This is a genomic window from Streptomyces sp. NPDC001530 (assembly GCF_042894545.1).
Taxonomy (GTDB): Bacteria; Actinomycetota; Actinomycetes; order Streptomycetales; family Streptomycetaceae; genus Streptomyces.
Genome location: NZ_JBIAVS010000031.1, coordinates 1 through 18,276, shown reverse-complemented (window position 1 = coordinate 18,276; position 18,276 = coordinate 1). Strand labels below are relative to the sequence as shown.

Annotated in this window: 17 protein-coding genes; 9 read left to right on the top strand and 8 right to left on the bottom strand. The window is 71.5% G+C overall.

Translation table 11 applies throughout. The annotated features are described in order from the left end of the window. Nucleotides 1–15: 15 nt before the first annotated feature. Nucleotides 16–444, bottom strand: a complete 429-nt coding sequence (locus ACFY0T_RS43490; protein ID WP_388884041.1) for a DUF6299 family protein — start codon at nucleotides 442–444, stop codon at nucleotides 16–18. 411 nt (nucleotides 445–855) lie between these two features. Here ACFY0T_RS43490 and ACFY0T_RS43485 point away from each other — a divergent pair, with 411 nt between their 5' ends. Further along, nucleotides 856–1,050 carry a DUF5999 family protein gene (locus ACFY0T_RS43485; RefSeq protein ID WP_388884039.1) on the top strand — a complete coding sequence of 65 codons (195 nt, stop codon included), beginning with the start codon at nucleotides 856–858 and terminating at the stop codon, nucleotides 1,048–1,050. A 37-nt stretch (nucleotides 1,051–1,087) separates the two neighbouring features. Here the strand turns inward: ACFY0T_RS43485 and ACFY0T_RS43480 are convergent, their stop codons facing one another. Both ACFY0T_RS43480 and ACFY0T_RS43475 read right to left on the bottom strand, forming a co-directional pair. Further along, nucleotides 1,088–1,486 (bottom strand): RidA family protein, encoded by a 399-nt coding sequence (locus tag ACFY0T_RS43480; protein WP_388884037.1) that lies wholly within the window; start codon nucleotides 1,484–1,486, stop codon nucleotides 1,088–1,090. Continuing rightward, a complete protein-coding gene (locus ACFY0T_RS43475) occupies nucleotides 1,483–2,622 on the bottom strand; it encodes an acyl-CoA dehydrogenase family protein (RefSeq protein WP_388884035.1) in 1,140 nt (379 codons plus the stop codon). The genes ACFY0T_RS43480 and ACFY0T_RS43475 overlap by 4 nt, the downstream gene beginning before the upstream one ends. Before the next feature lie 128 nt (nucleotides 2,623–2,750). On the opposite strand from ACFY0T_RS43475, the gene ACFY0T_RS43470 reads away from it, so the two are divergent. The 5 genes from ACFY0T_RS43470 to ACFY0T_RS43450 all read left to right on the top strand — a co-directional run bounded on the left by ACFY0T_RS43470 (nucleotide 2,751) and on the right by ACFY0T_RS43450 (nucleotide 8,104). Next, a complete protein-coding gene (locus ACFY0T_RS43470) occupies nucleotides 2,751–4,427 on the top strand; it encodes an AMP-binding protein (protein WP_388884033.1) in 1,677 nt (558 codons plus the stop codon). Nucleotides 4,428–4,442: 15 nt separating this feature from the next. Further along, nucleotides 4,443–5,285 carry a PaaX family transcriptional regulator C-terminal domain-containing protein gene (locus tag ACFY0T_RS43465; RefSeq protein WP_388884031.1) on the top strand — a complete coding sequence of 281 codons (843 nt, stop codon included), beginning with the start codon at nucleotides 4,443–4,445 and terminating at the stop codon, nucleotides 5,283–5,285. 136 nt (nucleotides 5,286–5,421) lie between these two features. Continuing rightward, nucleotides 5,422–5,973, top strand: coding sequence for an adenylyl-sulfate kinase (gene cysC, locus ACFY0T_RS43460; protein ID WP_388884029.1), 552 nt, complete (start codon nucleotides 5,422–5,424; stop codon nucleotides 5,971–5,973). Next, the gene (gene cysD / locus ACFY0T_RS43455) at nucleotides 5,970–6,890 is read left to right on the top strand and encodes a sulfate adenylyltransferase subunit CysD (RefSeq protein WP_388884027.1); all 921 of its coding nucleotides are present in this window, start codon (nucleotides 5,970–5,972) and stop codon (nucleotides 6,888–6,890) included. The genes cysC and cysD overlap by 4 nt, the downstream gene beginning before the upstream one ends. 2 nt (nucleotides 6,891–6,892) lie before the next feature. Further along, nucleotides 6,893–8,104 (top strand): sulfate adenylyltransferase subunit 1, encoded by a 1,212-nt coding sequence (locus ACFY0T_RS43450; protein ID WP_388884025.1) that lies wholly within the window; start codon nucleotides 6,893–6,895, stop codon nucleotides 8,102–8,104. A 160-nt stretch (nucleotides 8,105–8,264) separates the two neighbouring features. On the opposite strand, the gene ACFY0T_RS43445 is transcribed toward ACFY0T_RS43450, so the two are convergent. Beyond that, nucleotides 8,265–10,532: a bifunctional salicylyl-CoA 5-hydroxylase/oxidoreductase gene (locus tag ACFY0T_RS43445; RefSeq protein ID WP_388884023.1), complete on the bottom strand. Its 2,268-nt coding sequence runs from the start codon at nucleotides 10,530–10,532 to the stop codon at nucleotides 8,265–8,267. 7 nt (nucleotides 10,533–10,539) lie between these two features. Continuing rightward, a complete protein-coding gene (locus tag ACFY0T_RS43440; protein ID WP_388884021.1) occupies nucleotides 10,540–11,367 on the bottom strand; it encodes an enoyl-CoA hydratase family protein in 828 nt (275 codons plus the stop codon). 329 nt (nucleotides 11,368–11,696) lie between these two features. On the opposite strand from ACFY0T_RS43440, the gene ACFY0T_RS43435 reads away from it, so the two are divergent. Beyond that, nucleotides 11,697–12,149 carry an ATP-binding protein gene (locus ACFY0T_RS43435; protein ID WP_388884019.1) on the top strand — a complete coding sequence of 151 codons (453 nt, stop codon included), beginning with the start codon at nucleotides 11,697–11,699 and terminating at the stop codon, nucleotides 12,147–12,149. Here ACFY0T_RS43435 and ACFY0T_RS43430 read toward each other — a convergent pair. From ACFY0T_RS43430 to ACFY0T_RS43420, 3 genes are all read right to left on the bottom strand, one after another. After that, nucleotides 12,109–13,551, bottom strand: coding sequence for an amino acid permease (locus tag ACFY0T_RS43430; RefSeq protein ID WP_388884017.1), 1,443 nt, complete (start codon nucleotides 13,549–13,551; stop codon nucleotides 12,109–12,111). The two genes, ACFY0T_RS43435 and ACFY0T_RS43430, sit on opposite strands and share 41 nt — an antisense overlap. 139 nt (nucleotides 13,552–13,690) lie before the next feature. Then, nucleotides 13,691–14,698 (bottom strand): ornithine carbamoyltransferase, encoded by a 1,008-nt coding sequence (argF, locus tag ACFY0T_RS43425; protein WP_388884015.1) that lies wholly within the window; start codon nucleotides 14,696–14,698, stop codon nucleotides 13,691–13,693. A gap of 95 nt (nucleotides 14,699–14,793) precedes the next feature. Continuing rightward, the gene (locus ACFY0T_RS43420; RefSeq protein ID WP_388884013.1) at nucleotides 14,794–16,017 is read right to left on the bottom strand and encodes an arginine deiminase; all 1,224 of its coding nucleotides are present in this window, start codon (nucleotides 16,015–16,017) and stop codon (nucleotides 14,794–14,796) included. Nucleotides 16,018–16,181: 164 nt separating this feature from the next. On the opposite strand from ACFY0T_RS43420, the gene ACFY0T_RS43415 reads away from it, so the two are divergent. Together ACFY0T_RS43415 and ACFY0T_RS43410 are read left to right on the top strand one after the other, a co-directional pair. Next, nucleotides 16,182–17,261 (top strand): SPFH domain-containing protein, encoded by a 1,080-nt coding sequence (locus tag ACFY0T_RS43415; protein WP_388884011.1) that lies wholly within the window; start codon nucleotides 16,182–16,184, stop codon nucleotides 17,259–17,261. Then, nucleotides 17,258–18,151, top strand: a complete 894-nt coding sequence (locus tag ACFY0T_RS43410) for a hypothetical protein (protein ID WP_388884009.1) — start codon at nucleotides 17,258–17,260, stop codon at nucleotides 18,149–18,151. Before ACFY0T_RS43415 ends, ACFY0T_RS43410 begins: the two co-directional genes overlap by 4 nt. Nucleotides 18,152–18,276: the final 125 nt, after the last annotated feature.

Here is an 18,276-nt window from a genome sequence, read left to right as displayed (position 1 = left end):
CTCCCGTGCCCGTGCTCACCCCTCGATCAGGGTGATGTCCTGCTGCCGGGTCGCGTGGAACGTCGGCAGCGGGAGGCCCGATGCGGTGCTCAGTTCCATCAGGGTGGCCTCGACGTGGGCGGTGCCTGGGGTGAGGGTGCCGAGTTCGCGCTTCTCCGAGTTGGTCCAGCGGTGTTCCGCACCGTCGCAGACCGCCGCGGTGCCGCCGATGCCCTGGCGCACACGGGGATCGTCCTGCGACACCGAGGAGGAGACGAACACGGGCCCGGCGGCGCTCAGACAGCGATAGGTGCCGGAGAGGGTGATGGTTCCGTCGGCCGCGACGTGGCCGGTCGAGTCGACGGTCACCTCGTCGTTCGGGTCGGACAGGGCGACGCCGGAGGGGGCGGCGAGCAGGAGCAGTGCGGCGCCGGTGGCGGCGCCGATGACCTGGCGCACGGACATGGGAGTACCTCCTGGAAGGGGGCCTGGAAAGGGCGCTCCACAGGTACCGGTCCGGCGCACCGACGGCGGTGATCGTCACCCTTTGGTGGCGAGTCCGCACCGTCTTCGGCGGCGAGTCCGCACTGTCTTCGGTGCCGCGTCTGGACCGTCTTCGTGGCGAGTCCGCACCGCCATCGGTGCCGAGTCCGCACCGCCATCGGCGCCGCCTCCAGACCGCCTTCGGCACCGCCTCCAGACCGCCATCAGTGCCGAGTCCGCACCGTCCGTCTTGGGGACGTCCGAGAGTTGTCCGCGTGTTGTCACGCTTCACGGCCGGCTGTTCCGATGAGTTCGCCGCGCGCGCATGGTCTAAGCATGCGAGGGCGGCGACACCGCCGCCGAGACCCATCGCATCCGACGTGGAGGTGCGCCATGTGTTCCCACCAGTCTTCGTGCCCGTCCGCGGACTCCCACACCCCGCACATCGTGGCGGCTCACCCCGAGCAGGGCTGGAACCTGCTGTGCAACGGCGCGATCGTCTTCGACGACACCGGCGAACTGCTCCCCGACGGCAGCGTGGTCGCTCCGCACCGGGTGTTCGTCGAGCAGCTGGCCGTCGCGGCCTGATCCCTCCGCCAGGGCGTCGCGGCCCCCGCCCGGGCCCCTACGGCAGCACCGCGAAGCCGTCGAGTTCGACCAGGGCCTGTTCGTCCCAGAGGCGGGCGGCGCCGATGACGGCCATCGCGGGATAGTCGCGGCCCGCCAACGCGTGCCAGATGCGGCCGAGTTCGGGAGCGTGGGCGCGATAGTCGGCGACATCGGTGGCGTAGACCGTGACCCGCGCGAGGTCGGCCGGGGCTCCGCCCGCGGCGCGCAGCGCGGTCAGCAGATTCGTCAGCGCCACCTCGAACTGCTCCGGCAGCGTCTCGCCGACCACCTTCCCGTCCGTGTCGAGCGCGGTCTGGCCTGCCAGGAAGACGACACGGCTGCCGCCGGCGACGACCGCGTGGGAGAAGCCGGTGGGCGGGGAGAGCTCGGGCGGGTTGACGCGCTCGGCGGTCATGAGGTCTCCGTTTCCTGTCCGGTTCCCCGGTACAACTCCTTGGCGATGACCGCCCGTTGGACCTCACTCGCGCCCTCGTAGATACGGGGTGCGCGGACCTCCCGGTAGAGGTGTTCGAGGAGATGACCGCGGCGCAGGGCGCGGGCGCCGTGCAGTTGGACCGCCGTGTCGACGACGTACTGGGCCGTCTCGGTGGCCAGCAGCTTCGCCATCGCCGCGCGCTTGGGTACGTCGGGGGCCCCTTCGTCGTACGCCGCCGCGGCCGCGTACACCATCAGGCGGGCCGCCTCCGTGCGCAGTGCCATCTCGGCGACCTGGTGGGCCACCGTCTGCAGGTCCTTCAGCTTCCCGCCGAACGCGTCCCGTCCGGCCGTGTGCGCGAGGGTCGCGTCGAGCGCGGCCTGCGCCATGCCGACCGCGAAGGCGCCCACGCTCGGTCGGAACAGGTTGAGGGTGTGCATGGCGACCCGGAAGCCGCGGTCGGTCTCCCCGAGCACGTCGTCCGCCGTCACCGGAACGGCGTCGAAGGCGAGGGCTCCGATGGGGTGCGGCGAGAGCATGTCGAGCGGTTCGCCGGTGAGGCCGGGGCGGTCGGCGGGGACGAGGAAGGCGGTGACGCCGCGGGCCCCGGCGTCGGGGGTGGTCCGCGCGAAGACGGTGTAGAAGTCGGCCTCGGGCGCATTGGAGATCCAGCACTTCTCGCCGGTCAGCCGCCAGCTCCCTGAGCCGTCCTTGTCCGCCCGCAGCGCCAGCGCCGCCGCGTCCGAGCCCGCGCCCGGCTCGCTCAGAGCGAAGGCGGCGACCGTGGTGCCCTCGCGGACGCCGGGCAGCCAGCGGTCCCGCTGGGCGTCCGTGCCGCAGGCGTGCACCGGATGCGCGCCCAGGCCCTGAAGGGCGAGCGCCGTCTCGGCCTCCGTGCAGGTCTGGGCCAGGGACTCGCGCATCAGGCACAGGTCGAGCGCGCCGGAGGTGAACAGCCGGGCGAGCAGGCCGAGTCGGCCGAGTTCGGCGACGAGGGGGCGGTTGACGTGGCCCGGCTCGCCCTTCTCGGCCAGTGGGCGCAGCCGCTCCGCGGCCAGCGTGCGCAGCTCGGCACGCCATGCGGTTCGCGCCGGATCGAGTGAGAATGCCGTCATTGCCGGTCCCCTCTCCCCTGCCGGGTTACCCCCGCAGGCTATCGCGAACCGTTGACTGTCGTCACCAACACGATACGCTCCTGGTGCGAGCCCACCACGACGCCCACCAAGGCAAGGGGGGAACCGCCATGGACCCGAGGGACACCTTGGAGCCGACGACCTCGGCCCACGTCGACACCTTCCCGCGCGACCACCTCCCGCCCCCCGAGCAGTGGCCCGAACTCCACTTCGAGCTGCCCGAGCTCCGCTACCCCGAACGGCTGAACTGCGCCGCCGAGCTCCTCGACCACGCCCGTCCCGAGCGCCCCGTCTTCCGTACGGCGTCCGGCGACCTGTGGACGTACGGACAACTCCGCGCCCGAGTCGACCGCATCGCCCATGTGCTCACCGGCGAACTGGATGTCGTCCCCGGCAACCGGGTGCTGCTGCGCGGCCCCACGACACCGTGGCTGGCCGCGTGCTGGCTCGCGGTACTGAAGGCGGGCGCGGTTGCGGTCACCGTGCTGGCGCAGCAGCGTCCGCACGAGCTGCGCACGATGTGCGAGATCGCGCGGGTGACGCACGCGCTGTGCGACGTCCGGTCGGTCGACGACCTGGCCAAGGCGGGGATCCCGGGGCTGCGGGTCACCCCGTACGGCGGTGACGCGCCCGACGACCTGCTGCTGCGGATCACGGGCGCGTCGGACGAACCCTTCACGGCCGTGGCCACGGCCGCCGACGACGTCGCGCTGATCGCGTTCACCTCGGGCACGACCGGCCGGCCCAAGGGCTGTATGCACTTCCACCGCGATGTGTTGGCCATCGCGGACACCTTCTCGAAGCATGTGTTGCAGCCACATGAGGACGATGTCTTCGCGGGGAGTCCTCCGCTGGGTTTCACCTTCGGGCTCGGCGGCCTCGTCGTCTTCCCGATGCGCGTCGGCGCCAGCTCCCTGCTGCTCGAACAGGCGGGCCCCAAGCAGCTGCTGCCCGCGATCGCCGAGCACCGCGTCTCCGTGCTGTTCACCGCGCCGACCGCGTACCGGGCGATGCTCGCGGAGCTGGACGGGTACGACACCGGGTCCTTGCGGCGCTGTGTGTCCGCGGGCGAGAACCTGCCCGCCGCGACCTGGCAGGCCTGGCACCAAAGCACCGGGCTGCGCATCATCAACGGCATCGGCGCCACCGAACTGCTGCACATCTTCATCTCCGCCGCCGACCAGCACATCCGGCCCGGCACCACGGGCATCCCGGTACCGGGGTGGCACGCGCGCGTGGTCGACGCCGACGGGACGCCGGTGCCGGACGGCGAGCCCGGGCTGCTCGCCGTGCGCGGCCCGGTCGGCTGCCGCTATCTCGCCGACCCACGGCAGCGGGAGTACGTACGCGGCGGCTGGAACATCACCGGCGACACCTATGTGCGCGACCCCGACGGCTACTTCCGCTATGTCGCCCGCGCCGACGACATGATCATCTCGGCGGGGTACAACATCGCGGGCCCGGAGGTCGAGGACGCGTTGCTGCGCCACCCGGACGTGGTCGAGACGGCGGTGGTGGGGCGGGCCGACGAGGCGCGCGGGCAGGTCGTGGTGGCGTACGCGGTGCTGCGTCCCGGCGCGCGCCGGGACCCGGGAGCGCTGCGCGCCTTCCTCAAGTCCGAGCTGGCGCCGTACAAATGCCCCCGCGAGATCGTCTTCCTGGACGCGCTGCCGCGCACCGCGACGGGGAAGCTCCAGCGGTTCCGGCTGCGTGGAGTCGCCGGTCCGGACGTCATGTCGCCGCCCGTCCCGGAGGGTGACGTGTCCACGGGCGGCGATCCCAAGTGATCTTCGCGGACTAGAGTGATCAACGTGTCAGAGCAGCACGCCCCCCGGTCCCTCATCGTCACGTTCTACGGCGCGTACGGCCGCTTCATGCCCGGCCCCGTGCCGGTGGCCGAGTTGATCCGGCTTCTCGCCGCGGTCGGCGTCGACGCGCCGTCCGTACGGTCGTCGGTGTCACGGCTCAAGCGCCGCGGCCTCCTCGTGCCGGCGCGCACCGCGACGGGCGCGGCCGGGTACGCGCTGTCGGCGGACGCGCGGCAGCTGCTGGAGGACGGCGACCGGCGGGTGTACGCGACGGCGCCTCCCGAGGACGAGCGCTGGGTGCTCGCCGTCTTCTCCGTGCCGGAGTCCGAGCGCCAGAAGCGGCACGTCCTGCGCTCGCGGCTCGCCGGTCTCGGCTTCGGGACGGCGGCCCCGGGGGTGTGGCTCGCCCCGGCGCGGCTCTACGAGGAGACCCGGCACACCCTGGAGCGGCTGCGGCTCGACCCGTACGTGGAGCTGTTCCGCGGGGAGCACCTGGGCTTCGCGGCGACGGCCGACGCGGTCGCGCGCTGGTGGGACCTGGCCGCGATCGCCAAGGAGCACGAAGCGTTCCTCGACCGGCACGCGCGCGTGCTGCACGCCTGGGAGCGGCGCGCGGACACCCCGCCCGAGGAGGCGTACCGCGACTATCTGCTCGCCCTCGACTCCTGGCGGCACCTCCCGTACGTCGACCCGGGGCTGCCCGCCGCGCTGCTGCCCCAGGACTGGCCGGGCGCCCGCTCGGCCGCCGTCTTCCGGGCGCTGCACGAGCGGCTGCGGGACGCGGGGGCGGTCTTCGCGGACGTGCCCGCGCGGCCCGAACCCGCCGGTGACGGGTGAGCTCGCACCCCAGCCGGGCGTGACCTCAGCTACATCATCAGTCGCTAAGGGAACCCTCAGCCTCCTCCGTCCCTCTTCTCATGTTTCTTACCTAGCGTCGTGAGCCGCACGCCGGGACAGGAAGAGGACAGCACGTATGACCACCACGGCAAGGGCTCAGGGAGCCACCGTCTGGCTCACGGGCCTGCCGAGCGCGGGCAAGACGACCATCGCACGCATGCTGGGCAGCCGCCTGAAGGCCGAGGGGCACCGCGTGGAGGTCCTCGACGGTGACGAGATCCGCCGCTTCCTCTCCGCCGGCCTCGGCTTCTCGCGCGAGGACCGCAACACCAACGTGCAGCGCATCGGCCTGGTCGCCGAGGTCCTCGCGCGCAACGGCGTCCTCGCCGTGGTGCCGGTGATCGCGCCGTACGCCGACAGCCGCGAGGCCGTCCGGGGGCGGCACGAGGCGAGCGGGACGCCGTACATCGAGGTGCATGTCGCCACCCCGGTCGAGGTGTGCAGTGAGCGCGATGTGAAGGGGCTGTACGCCCGGCAGGCGGCGGGTCAGCTGCGCGGGCTGACCGGTGTCGACGATCCGTACGAGCCGCCGCTCGACCCGGCGCTCACGCTCGAGACGCATCTGCAGACGCCGGAGGAGTCCGCGGCGTCCGTGTACACGGTGCTGGCGGCGCGGGGGCTCGTGTGACGTCCACGACGGCTGAGCGTGCCTTTACGCTGTCACACCTGGACGCGCTGGAGTCCGAGGCCGTCCACATCTTCCGCGAGGTCGCGGGCGAGTTCGAGCGGCCGGTGATCCTCTTCTCCGGCGGCAAGGACTCCATCGTCATGCTGCACCTGGCGCTGAAGGCGTTCGCGCCGGCGGCAGTCCCCTTCTCGCTGCTGCACGTGGACACCGGACACAACTTCCCCGAAGTCCTTGAGTACCGCGACCGTGTGGTCGCCGCACATGGGTTGCGCCTCCATGTGGCCTCCGTGCAGGACTACATCGACCGCGGTGTCCTCAAGGAGCGCCCGGACGGCACCCGTAATCCGCTGCAGACCGTGCCGCTGACCGAGAAGATCCAGTCCGAGCGCTTCGACGCCGTGTTCGGCGGCGGACGCCGCGACGAGGAGAAGGCCCGCGCCAAGGAGCGGGTGTTCTCACTGCGCGACGAGTTCTCCCAGTGGGACCCACGCCGCCAGCGCCCCGAGCTGTGGCAGCTCTACAACGGCCGCCACGCACCCGGCGAGCACGTCCGCGTCTTCCCGCTCAGCAACTGGACCGAGCTGGACGTCTGGCAGTACATCGCCCGCGAGGGCATCGAGCTGCCCGAGATCTACTTCGCGCACGAGCGTGAGGTCTTCAAGCGGTCCGGCATGTGGCTGACCGCCGGCGAGTGGGGCGGCCCCAAGGACAGCGAGACGGTCGAGAAGCGGCAGGTCCGCTACCGCACCGTCGGCGACATGTCCTGCACAGGCGCCGTCGACTCCGACGCGACCACGCTGGACGCCGTGATCGCCGAGATCGCCGCCTCCCGGCTCACCGAGCGCGGTGCCACCCGCGCCGACGACAAGCTCTCCGAGGCAGCGATGGAAGACCGCAAGCGCGAGGGGTACTTCTAGACATGACCAGCACCACCATCGACACCCTGCGGTTCGCCACGGCGGGCTCCGTCGACGACGGCAAGTCCACGCTCGTCGGACGTCTGCTGCACGACTCCAAGTCGGTCCTGACGGACCAGCTGGAGGCCGTGGAGCGCGTTTCGCAGAGTCGCGGCCAGGACGCCCCCGACCTCGCGCTGCTCACCGACGGCCTGCGCGCCGAGCGCGAGCAGGGCATCACCATCGACGTCGCGTACCGCTACTTCGCGACCGCGCGCCGCCGGTTCATCCTGGCCGACACCCCGGGCCATGTGCAGTACACCCGGAACATGGTCACCGGCGCGTCCACGGCCGAGCTGGCCATCATCCTGGTCGACGCGCGGCACGGCGTGGTCGAGCAGACCCACCGGCACGCCGCCGTCGCCGCGCTGCTGCGCGTCCCGCATGTCGTGCTCGCCGTCAACAAGATGGACCTCGTCGGGTATGAGGAGAAGGAGTTCGAGCGGATCGTCGAGGACTTCGCGGGCCACGCCGCCGAGTTGGACCTGCCCGGCTTCACGCCGATCCCGGTCTCCGCGCTGTGCGGCGACAACGTGGTGGAGCGTTCGGCACACATGGGCTGGTACGAAGGTCCGGCACTGCTGGAGTTCCTGGAGACCGTGCCGGTGGGCTCCGACGTGTCGGCCGCTCCGGCGCGCTTCCCGGTGCAGTACGTGATCCGGCACGGCGAAGTCCGCCACTACGCGGGACAGTTGGTGTCCGGGGCGCTGCGCGTCGGCGACCGCGTCACGGTGCACCCGTCCGGTGAGAGCTCCGAGATCGCCGGTATCGACGTACTCGGCAGGGACGCGGACATGGCGTACGCGCCACAGTCGCTGACGCTGCGCCTGGCCGACCAGCGCGATGTCTCGCGCGGCGACATGATCACCGCCGGGCCGGACGCGCCGGCGCTCACGCAGGACGTCCGGGCGGCCGTCTGCCATCTGGCCGACCGTGCGCTGCGGGTCGGCGACCGGGTGCTGGTCAAGCACACGACGCGGACCGTGAAGGCGATCGTCAAGGACCTGGGCGGCGCGGCGGAGTTGACCGCGAACGGCCTCGGCAGGATCACCCTGCGCACCGCCGAGCCGCTGGCGCTCGACGACTACGCCGACTCGCGCCGCACCGGCGCGTTCATCCTGGTCGACCCGGCGGACGGTGCGACGCTGACGGCCGGGATGGCCGACCTGTCCTGACCGCGGATGGAGTTCGCTCCCTCCGCCCTCTACCCGTCCCGACCTGGGGCTCCGCCCCGGACCCCGCTCCTCAAACGCCGAAGGGGCTGAATCCTGCCGGTGCCGGGAGGTTGTGGCCCGTCCGGCGTTCGCCCAAACGCCGGACGGGCCGAGAACTCCCTCAAGTCCCCAGCGTGAGCCGGGGCTTGGGGGCATCCGTGCGTCCGGTCTGCGGGCGCCGGCTGCCCGCGCGGTAGGGCATCGGCCAGGCGACGCCCGGACCCTCGTACCCCTGCTCGGCCGCCGCGTGCAGGGTCCAGTGCGGGTCGTACAGGTGCGGCCGGGCGAGCGCGCACAGGTCCGTACGCCCCGCCAGGATCAGGGAGTTGACGTCGTCCCAGGAGGAGATCGCGCCGACGGCGATCACGGGGATGCCGGTCTCGTGGCGGATCCGGTCCGCGTACGGCGTCTGGTACGACCGCCCGTACTCGGGGCGCTCGTCCGGCACCACCTGGCCCGTCGACACGTCGACCGCGTCGGCGCCGTGGGCGGCGAAGGCCCGCGCGACCTCGACGGCGTCGTCCCCGGTGGTGCCGCCCTCGGCCCAGTCGGTTGCGGAGATGCGGACGGTCATGGGCCGTTCCTCCGGCCACACGGCCCGTACGGCGTCGAAGACTTCGAGCGGGAAGCGGAGTCTGCGGGCGAGCGAGCCGCCGTACGCGTCGGTGCGCCGGTTGGTCAGCGGGGAGAGGAAGCCGGAGAGCAAGTAGCCGTGGGCACAGTGCAGTTCGAGCAGATCGAAGCCGCCGCGCGCCGCCCGCCAGGCCGCTGCCGTGAACTGCTCGCGGAGATCGGTGAGTTGGGCGCGGGACAGCTCGCGGGGTGTCTGGCTCTCCGGCTTGTACGGGATCGGGGACGCGGCCACCAGCGGCCAGTTGCCGTCCTCCAGCGGCTCGTCGATGCCCTCCCACATCAGCTTGGTCGAACCCTTGCGGCCGGAGTGGCCGAGCTGCACGCCGATCGCGGTGCCCGGCGCCTGCGTGTGCACGAAGTCGGTGATCCGCCGCCAGGCCTCGGCCTGCCGCCCGGTGTAGAGGCCCGCACAGCCGGGGGTGATGCGGCCCTCGGCGCTCACGCACACCATCTCGGTCATCACCAGTCCGGCGCCGCCGAGTGCCCGCGCCCCCAGGTGGACCAGGTGGAAGTCGCCGGGGACGCCGTCCACGGCCGAGTACATGTCCATGGGCGAGACGACGACGCGGTTGCGCAGGGTCAGGCCGCGCAGCCTCAGCGGTGTGAACATCGGCGGTGTGCCGGGCGGGCAGCCGAACTCCCGCTCGACCGCCGCCGTGAAGTGCGTATCACGCAGCCGCAGGTTGTCGTGCGTGACGCGGCGGCTGCGGGTGAGGAGGTTGAAGGCGAACTGGCGGGAGGGCTGGTCGAGATAGCGGGTGAGGTTCTCGAACCACTCCAGGCTGGCGCGCGCCGCCCGCTGCGTGGAAGCGACGACCGGGCGCCGCTCCTCCTCGTACGCGCCGAGGGCCGCCGGCAGACCGACGTGCTCCTCCAGACAGGCGGCCAGCGCGAGCGCGTCCTCCACCGCCAGCTTCGTGCCGGAGCCGATGGAGAAGTGGGCGGTGTGCGCGGCGTCGCCGAGGAGGACCAGGTTCCGGTGCGACCAGCGGTCGTTGACGACCGTGCGGAAGGTGGTCCACGCCGACTTGTTGGACCCCAGGGACCGGCCGTCCAGCGCGTCCGCGAAGATCTTCGCGCACCGCTCGACGGACTCCTGCTCGTCGAGGTCCGCGAACCCGGCGGCCCGCCACACCTCTTCGCGCATCTCCACGATGACCGTGGAGGCATCGGCCGCATACGGGTAGCCGTGCAGCTGCATCACGCCGTGCTCGGTCTCGGCAATCTCGAAGCGGAAGGCGTCGAAGGCGAAGTCGGCGGCGAGCCAGATGTAGCGGCACCGGTGCTCTTCGACGGACCGCCCGAACACCTCCGCGTACGCCGCGCGCGTGAGGCTGTGCACTCCGTCGGCGGCGACGACCAGGTCGTACGCCGTCATCAGCTCGCCGGCCGGCGGGGCCTGCTCCCGGAAGCGCAGCTCGACGCCGAGCGAGCGGCAGCGTTCGTGCAGGATCTCGAGCAGCCTGCGCCGGCCGAGCGCGGCGAAACCGTGACCGCCGGAGGTGTGGCGCACTCCCCGGTGCACGATGTCGATGTCGTCCCAGCGCACGAACTCGTCCTGCAGCGCCGCGTACACGACCGGGTCGGCGTGCTCGATACCGCCGAGCGTCTCGTCGGAGAGGACCACACCGAAGCCGAAGGTGTCGTCGGGGGCGTTGCGCTCCCAGACGGTGATCTCGCGGGTCGGGTCGAGACGTTTGAGGAGAGCGGCGGCATAGAGGCCGCCTGGGCCGCCGCCGATCACCGCCACACGCATCGCGTGCTCACCTCCCCCGCCACTTCGGCGGCCGCTTCTCCGTGAAGGCGGCATGGAACTCGGCGTAGTCCTCGCCGTTCATCAGCAGGGCCTGGGTCGAGGCGTCCAGTTCGACGGAGGCGGCGAGCGGCATGTCGAGCTCGGCGGTGAGCAGGGCCTTCGTCTGGGCGTACGCGAGGGCCGGCCCCTCGGCGAGGCGGCGGGCCAGCCGCTGTGCGGCCTCGTCCGCGCTGCCCTCGTCGGTCAGCTCGCTGATCAGGCCGATCCGCTCGGCCTCGGGCGCGCGCACGGGTTCGCCGAGCATCAGCAGCCGGGTCGCGTGGCCGAGGCCGACGACCCGGGGCAGCAGATAGGCCGCGCCCATGTCGCCGCCGGAGAGCCCGACGCGGGTGAAGAGGAAGGAGAAGCGGGCCGAGGGGTCGGCGACCCGGAAGTCGGCCGCGAGCGCCAGCACGGCTCCCGCGCCCGCCGCGACCCCGTGCACGGCCGCGATCACCGGGAACGGGCATTCCCGTACGGCCCGTACGACCTGTCCGGTCATCCGGTTGAAGTCGAGGAGCTGGGCGGTGTCCATCGAGAGGGTCGCGCCGATGATCTCGTCGACGTCACCTCCGGAGCAGAAGCCGCGCCCCTCGCCGGCCAGTGCCAGGGCACGTACGGATCGCTCGCGGGACAGCTCGGCGAGCAGGTCGCGCAGGTCGGCGTAGGCGCCGAAGGTGAGCGCGTTGAGTTTCTCGGGGCGGGCCAGAGTGACGGTGGCGACCCCGTCGGCGATCTCGCACCTCAGGTGCTGCCAGTCGGGGGTGCGGGCGGCGGAGCCGGTGAAGGGACTCATGACGTGCGGCCTCCTCGGGCGGGGGCGGCGCTCTGCGACTACTCCACGAAGTTATCACTCCTTCGTGACTGTCGTCAGGAGTGCGCGATAAGACGGTTGCCGGGTGACCGCTGACCGTCACTGAGTCACGGCTCATCGATAGCCGCGTAACGGTGGGCGCAGACCGTGCGAGGTGGGCCGTTGGTCTGGGTACGCAGCCGTATGTCGGGCCGAACGCCGGGCCGAACGTCCCGAGAGAACACCCGCCGATGTCCCGAAATAGCCCGCCGAGCGGCTCCGTTCGGCGGCCCCGTACCATTCACGAAGTTGAAAGCAGGACAGCCTGCTCCATGAACGGACCCGCCTTGTACGACATCCCAGCCCCCGCCTCCTGGCGCATCGCACTGCCGCACACCGTCGCGGCCGTGCCCGTCGCCCGCGCTCTGGTCCGCACCGCGCTGGCCGAGCTGGAGCACGCGGCCGACAGCGACACCGCGGAGCTGCTGACGGCGGAGCTGGTGGCCAATGCTGTGGAGCACACCGCCGGGGACGGTCCCATAGAGCTGGTCGTGGAGCTGATGCCGACCGGCTGCCAGGTCGAGGTGCACGACCCGGACCCGGCGCCGCCCGGCAGTCTCACGATCCCGCACCCGGCCGGCGAACCCGACCCCTGGCAGGAGCACGGGCGCGGCCTTCTGCTGATCCGCGCCCTCAGCTCGTCCTGCGGTCACCGCCCCACCGGCTCCGGCAAGGCGGTCTGGTTCAGACTGCCTGTAGTGCCTCGCCAGCGACGGCCGTCCTAGCCGCGGCCAGCCTGGAGTTGCGGCGCCCGTAGAGGACGTACACCAGGAATCCGGCCACGAGGAAGCACGCGAACTGGATCCAGGTCGTCCAGCCCGTCTCGTACATCAGATACAGACAGAAGCCCACGCCGAGCAGCGGGACGACGGGGTAGAGCGGCACCCGGAAGGTGCGGGCGAGGCCCGGCTCGCGGCGGCGCAGCGCGATCACCGCGACATTGACGGCGGCCATGACGGCGAGTGTGCCGATGGTGCACAGGTTGACCGCGGCGTCGAGCGACGCGAAGGCCGCCGGGACGGCGAAGACGACCGCGACGATCAGGGTGCCCGCCACCGGCGTCGAGGTCTTCGGCGAGATCTTCTCGAAGACGCGGGGGATGAGTCCGTCACGGGACATCGACATGAGGATGCGGGTCTGCCCGTACATCACGGCGAGGACGACCGAGGCGATGGCGACGACCGCGCCGAAGGCGATGACTCCGCCGCCGACGCTGGAGCCGGTGACCTCGTTGACGACGTACGACAGCGCGGCGGGCCGGCCGCCGACCTCGTCCCCACCGATGGCGCCGATCGCCGCCACGGCCACGGCGCAGTACAGCAGCGTGACCAGGCCGATGCAGATCAGGATGGCGATGGGGATGTTGCGGCGCGGGTTCTTGGCCTCCTCGCCCGCCGTGGTGATCGCGTCGAAGCCGATGTACGAGAAGAACGCGGCCGTGGTGCCCGCGCCGATGCCGCCGAGTCCGGCCGGCGAGAACGGCGTGAGGTTGCCGTCCTTGAAGGCGCTGAACCCGATCGCGCAGAAGACCACCAGGATCGCCAGCTTCAGCACGGCCATGGCCGCGGTCGCCCGGGCGCTCTCGCGCACGCCCCGCATGAGCAGGACCGCGGCCAGCGCGATCACGATGACCGCGGGGATGTTGACGACCCCACCGTCGGCGGGTCCCGCCGAGAGGGCCGCGGGCAGCTGCCAGCCGGTGAGGCTGCCCAGCAGCTCGTTCACGTACTGGCTCCAGCCGACCGCGACGGCCGACACGGAGACGCCGTACTCCAGGAGCAGACACCAGCCGACCAGGAAGGCCGTGCTCTCGCCGAGTCCGGCGTAGGCGAAGGAGTACGAGGATCCCGAGACCGGGATCGCGCCGCCGAGCTCCGCGAACGCGAACGCGGTGAAGACGCAGGTGATCGCCGCGAGGATGAAGGAGACGACCACGGCGGGTCCGGCCTGGGCGACCGAGTCGGACAGACCGACGAAGATTCCGGTGCCGACGATCGCGCCGAGGCCGAAGCAGACGAGCTGGAAGAGGCCCATGGTGCGCTTGAGGCCATGGCCTTCGAGGTCGGCGCCCGATTCGGCGACGAGGAGCTCGGGGGACTTGATACGGAGGTTCCGTGGAGCGGGCATGCGGGTGGTGCTCATTTCCGGTGGTGCGGGTGCGACGGGGTGGCGTCGCGCGGCGGCCGCGGAAGGGGTGGTTCCGGGCCGCCGGTCAGGATAAGGCCTGCGGGACCGCAGGTCGGGCCGGTGCGGGCGGGGACGCCGCTCAGGCCAGGGTCGCGACGAGGATCGCCTTGATGGTGTGCAGCCGGTTCTCGGCCTCGTCGAAGACGACCGAGTGCGCCGACTCGAAGACCTCGTCGGTCACCTCGAGGGAGTCGAGGCCGTGGGCTTCGTGGATCTCGCGGCCGACCTTCGTGCCCAGGTCGTGGAAGGCCGGGAGGCAGTGCAGGAACTTGACGTCGGGGTTGCCGGTGGCGCGCAGGACGTCCATGGTCACGGCGTACGGGGACAGGGCGCCGATGCGCTCGTCCCACACCTCCTTGGGCTCGCCCATGGAGACCCAGACGTCGGTCGCGACGAAGTCGGTGCCCCGGACGCCCTCGGTGATGTCCTCGGTGAGCGTGACGCGGCCGCCGCTGTTCTCGGCGAGCTTGCGGGCCTGCGTGACGATCTCGTCGGCGGGCCAGTACGCCTGCGGGGCGACGATACGGACGTCCATGCCGAGCAGCGCGCCGGTGATCAGATACGAGTTGCCCATGTTGAAGCGGGCGTCGCCGAGGTAGGCGAAGGCGATCTCGGTCAGTGGCTTGTCGCTGTGCTCGGTCATCGTCAGCACGTCGGCGAGCATCTGGGTGGGGTGCCAGTCGTCGGTCAGACCGTTGTAGACGGGGACTCCGGCGTACGCGGCGAGTTCCTCGACGGAGGCCTGGCTGTCGCCCCGGTACTCGATCCCGTCGAACATCCGGCCGAGGACCCGCGCGGTGTCCTTCACGGACTCCTTGTGGCCTATCTGCGAACCCGACGGGTCCAGATACGTCGTCGAGGCACCCTGGTCCGCCGCCGCGACCTCGAACGCGCAGCGCGTACGTGTCGAGGTCTTCTCGAAGATCAGCGCGATGTTCCTGCCCCGCAGGTACTGCGTCTCGGTCCCGGCCTTCTTGGCCGCCTTGAGCTCGGCGGCCAGCTCGATCAGACCGCGGAACTCCTCTTCGGTGAAGTCCAGCTCCTTGAGGAAGTGGCGGCCGGCGAGGGCGGTCGGGACTGTCGCCATGGGGGCGCTCCAGGGTTACGAAGACGAGGACCTTGGAATTCTATACGATGACCAACATTTCTATACGGAGCCTGTAGCCGGTCCATACAGCGGGCCTATACGGCCTCACGTTCGACGGGACAGCTCATGCACCGCGGCCCGCCCCTTCCCCGCCCCAGCTCGCTCCCCGGAATCTCGATCACCTCGATGCCCTGCTTGCGCAGATGCGTGTTGGTGGTCGAGTTGCGCTCGTACGCGACGACGACACCCGGCTCGACGGCGAGGACATTGCAGCCGTCGTCCCACTGCTCCCGCTCGGCCGCGTGCACGTCCTGCGTGGCGGTCAGCACACGAATCTCGCTCAGGCCCAGGGCCGCGGCGATCGCACGGTGCATGTGCTCCGGGGGATGGTCGGTGACCTTGAGTTCCTTGTCCCCCGCGCCCGGTTCGATGGTGTACGAGCGGAGCATGCCGAGCCCCGCGTACTGCGTGAAGATGTCGCCGTCGACCATCGTCATCACGGTGTCGAGGTGCATGAGGGCCCGCCGCTTGGGCATGTCGAGCGCCACGATGGTGCGCGCAGACCCCGCCGCGAACAGCTTGTGCGCGAGCATCTCGACGGCCTGCGGGGTCGTCCGCTCACTCATGCCGATCAGCACCGCGCCGTTGCCGATGACGAGCACGTCACCGCCCTCGATGGTGGAGGGGTAGTCCACCTGCCCCTCCGACCAGAGGTTGAAGGTCTCGTCGCGGAAGAGCGGATGGTGCCGGTAGATCGCCTCGAAGTGCACGGTCTCGCGCTGCCGGGCCGGCCAGCGCATGGCGTTGATGGAGACCCCGTCGTAGATCCAGGCGGAGGTGTCCCGGGTGAAGAGGTGGTTGGGCAGGGGCCGGAGCAGGAAGTCGTCGAGGTCCATGACATGGAAGCGCACGGAGGTCGGTTCCGCATGGGCGTCCAGGAACTCCCGCTTGGTCATGCCGCCGACGAGTACGGATGCCAGCTCCGAGGCGGGCAGGGTCTCGAAGGCGGCGCGCAGGTGATCGGTGGCGAGCGGGCCGTACTCCTTCTCGTCGAAGACCCGGTCCAGGACGAGCGATCTGGCCGCCGGGATCCCCAGGGCCTCGGTGAGCAGGTCACCGAAGAGATGGACGGTGACTCCACGGTCGCGCAGTACATCGGCGAACCCGTCGTGCTCCGCGCGCGCCCGGCGCACCCACAGCACATCGTCGAAGAGCAGGGCGTCCTTGTTGCTGGGGGTGAGCCTTTTGAGCTCAAGATCCGGCCGGTGCAGGATGACGCGGCGCAGCCGCCCGGCCTCGGAGTCGACATGGAATCCCATGCCTCCATCCTGACCATCCGGACGCCTGTTCACCCGCCGATCGACGCGACCCGCTCCACTTGATTTCGTCCCCTTGACGATAAGTACGCTCTCTCGTTATCGTCTTACTGACGACAACAAGGGACGAGAGATCGCCGGGATCGCCCGGCGACAAGGGGGTACTCATGGCCGACATCACCCGGCGACTCGGCTGGCGCCATCTGCGCGGGGCGCCGACCGCCCATGTCCGCCACCACCGGTCGGGCCGCCTGGTGCACGACGGAGCCGGACTCAGCTTCTGGTACCGCTCCCTGACCGCCGCACTCTCCGAAGTCCCGGTCGACGACCGCGAGTTGGCGATGACCTTCCACGCCCGTACGTCCGACTTCCAGGACGTCGCGGTACAGGCGACCGTCACCTACCGGATCAGCGATCCCGCGATCGCCGCCGCCCGCCTCGACTTCTCCATCGACCCCGACACGGGCGCCTGGCGTGGCACACCCCTGGAACAACTGGCCGGGCTGCTGACCGAGACGGCCCAGCAGCACGCACTGGACGTCCTGGCCCGTACGTCGTTGGCGGCCGCCCTGGTGGACGGCGTCGCGGCGGTACGGGAACGGATCGCGGGCGGGCTTGCCGCCGAACCCCGGCTGCCCGCGACGGGGATCGAGGTGGTGGCCGTACGGGTCGTCGCGCTGCGCCCCGAGCCCGAGGTGGAGCGGGCGCTGCGCACCCCCGCCCGCGAGCAGATCCAGCAGGACGCGGACAAGGCGACATACGAACGCCGTGCCGTCGCCGTCGAGCGGGAGCGCGCGATCGCCGAGAACGAACTCGCCAGCCAGATCGAACTCGCCCGGCGCGAGGAGCAGTTGGTCGACCAGCGCGGCACCAACGCGCGGCGCGAGGCCGAGGAGCACGCGGCGGCGGACGCCGTGCGCGCCGGGGCGGAGGCCGCGCGCACGGTCCGGCTGGCGGAGGCGGAGGCCACGCGGTCGCTGCGCCTAGCGGAGGCGGAAGCCACCCGCACGGTGCGGCTGGCCGGGGCCGAGGCGCAGGCCGCGCGGGAGGTCGGCGAGGCGCGGGCCGAGGCCCAGGGCGCCTGGCTGCGGGTCCACGCGGACGCGGACGTCGCCACGCTGCACGCCCTGACCGGCACGCGGCTCGCGGAGAACCTGCCGCGCATCGAGAGCGTCACCGTGTCACCGGACGTTCTGACGGGCCTGCTCGCCAAGCTGGGCAATGGGGCCTCCGGGGAACCGGCGTGAGTCTCGCGCCCCGGGTCGTCCTCGTCCATCGCACCACGGAGTACGAGGAGTTGGTGGCCCGGCACGGCACCCACGGGCAGGCGGCCTTCTTCCTCTCCTCCCGGGGGCGGGACATCGCCGAGGTGGCCGAGCGGCACCGGCGGGCGCGGGAGGCACTGGCCCAGGTGGTGTCAGCGGTTCCTCTGAAATGGCGTCAGGCAAGAGTGGAACGGGCCGACTTGGACCGTTTCCTGTTCGCCCCGGAGGACGTGGTGGTCGTGGTCGGCCAGGACGGGCTGGTCGCGAACGTGGCCAAGTACCTGGCCGGGCAGCCGGTCGTGGGCATCGACACCGATCCCGGGCGCAACCCGGGGGTGCTGGTGCGGCACCGCCCGAAGGACGCGAGCGCGCTGCTCGCCTCGGCGCGCGGGGGCCGGGCCGACGAGCTGACCATGGTCGAAGCGGTCGCCGACGACACCCAACGTCTGGTCGCGCTCAACGAGATCTATCTGGGAGCCGCGGGCCACCAGACGGCCCGCTATCGGCTGGGGCTCGACGAGTACGGGGGTGCCGTCGAGCTCCAGGCCTCCTCCGGGGTCCTGGTGGGGACCGGCACGGGGGCCAGCGGCTGGCTCCGCTCCGTGTGGCAGGAGCGGGGCGGCGAACTGCCGCTGCCCGGCCCCACGGATGAACGCCTCCTCTGGTTCGTCCGCGAGGCCTGGCCCTCGCCGGCCACGGGCACCTCACTCGTGTCCGGCCAACTCACCGCGTCCGCCCGGCTGTCCCTCACCGTCGAATCGGACCGGCTCATCGCCTTCGGGGACGGGATGGAGGGGGACGCGGTGGAACTGGTGTGGGGGCAGACGGTGCGGGTGGGGGTGGCGGGGGTTCGGTTGCGGTTGGTGGGGTGAGGCGGGGGGTTCTTCGCCCCCTCCGCCCCTGCCCGTCCCGAACCAGCCTTTCGGCTGCGGGTGGGTGGGGGCTTGTCGCGGGGGTGGCCCCCCCCCCCCCCTGGGGGGGGGGGGCGGGGGCCCCA

Coding starts and splice junctions, on each gene's coding strand:
- cysC (WP_388884029.1), top strand. CDS start 5,422: ATGACCACCACGGCAAGGGCTCAGGGAGCCACCGTCTGGCTCACGGGC.
- ACFY0T_RS43485 (WP_388884039.1), top strand. CDS start 856: ATGTGTTCCCACCAGTCTTCGTGCCCGTCCGCGGACTCCCACACCCCG.
- ACFY0T_RS43415 (WP_388884011.1), top strand. CDS start 16,182: ATGGCCGACATCACCCGGCGACTCGGCTGGCGCCATCTGCGCGGGGCG.
- ACFY0T_RS43475 (WP_388884035.1), bottom strand. CDS start 2,622: ATGACGGCATTCTCACTCGATCCGGCGCGAACCGCATGGCGTGCCGAG.
- ACFY0T_RS43480 (WP_388884037.1), bottom strand. CDS start 1,486: ATGACCGCCGAGCGCGTCAACCCGCCCGAGCTCTCCCCGCCCACCGGC.
- ACFY0T_RS43490 (WP_388884041.1), bottom strand. CDS start 444: ATGTCCGTGCGCCAGGTCATCGGCGCCGCCACCGGCGCCGCACTGCTC.
- ACFY0T_RS43420 (WP_388884013.1), bottom strand. CDS start 16,017: ATGGGATTCCATGTCGACTCCGAGGCCGGGCGGCTGCGCCGCGTCATC.
- ACFY0T_RS43435 (WP_388884019.1), top strand. CDS start 11,697: ATGAACGGACCCGCCTTGTACGACATCCCAGCCCCCGCCTCCTGGCGC.
- ACFY0T_RS43445 (WP_388884023.1), bottom strand. CDS start 10,532: ATGCGTGTGGCGGTGATCGGCGGCGGCCCAGGCGGCCTCTATGCCGCC.
- ACFY0T_RS43450 (WP_388884025.1), top strand. CDS start 6,893: ATGACCAGCACCACCATCGACACCCTGCGGTTCGCCACGGCGGGCTCC.
- ACFY0T_RS43470 (WP_388884033.1), top strand. CDS start 2,751: ATGGACCCGAGGGACACCTTGGAGCCGACGACCTCGGCCCACGTCGAC.
- ACFY0T_RS43430 (WP_388884017.1), bottom strand. CDS start 13,551: ATGCCCGCTCCACGGAACCTCCGTATCAAGTCCCCCGAGCTCCTCGTC.
- argF (WP_388884015.1), bottom strand. CDS start 14,698: ATGGCGACAGTCCCGACCGCCCTCGCCGGCCGCCACTTCCTCAAGGAG.
- ACFY0T_RS43440 (WP_388884021.1), bottom strand. CDS start 11,367: ATGAGTCCCTTCACCGGCTCCGCCGCCCGCACCCCCGACTGGCAGCAC.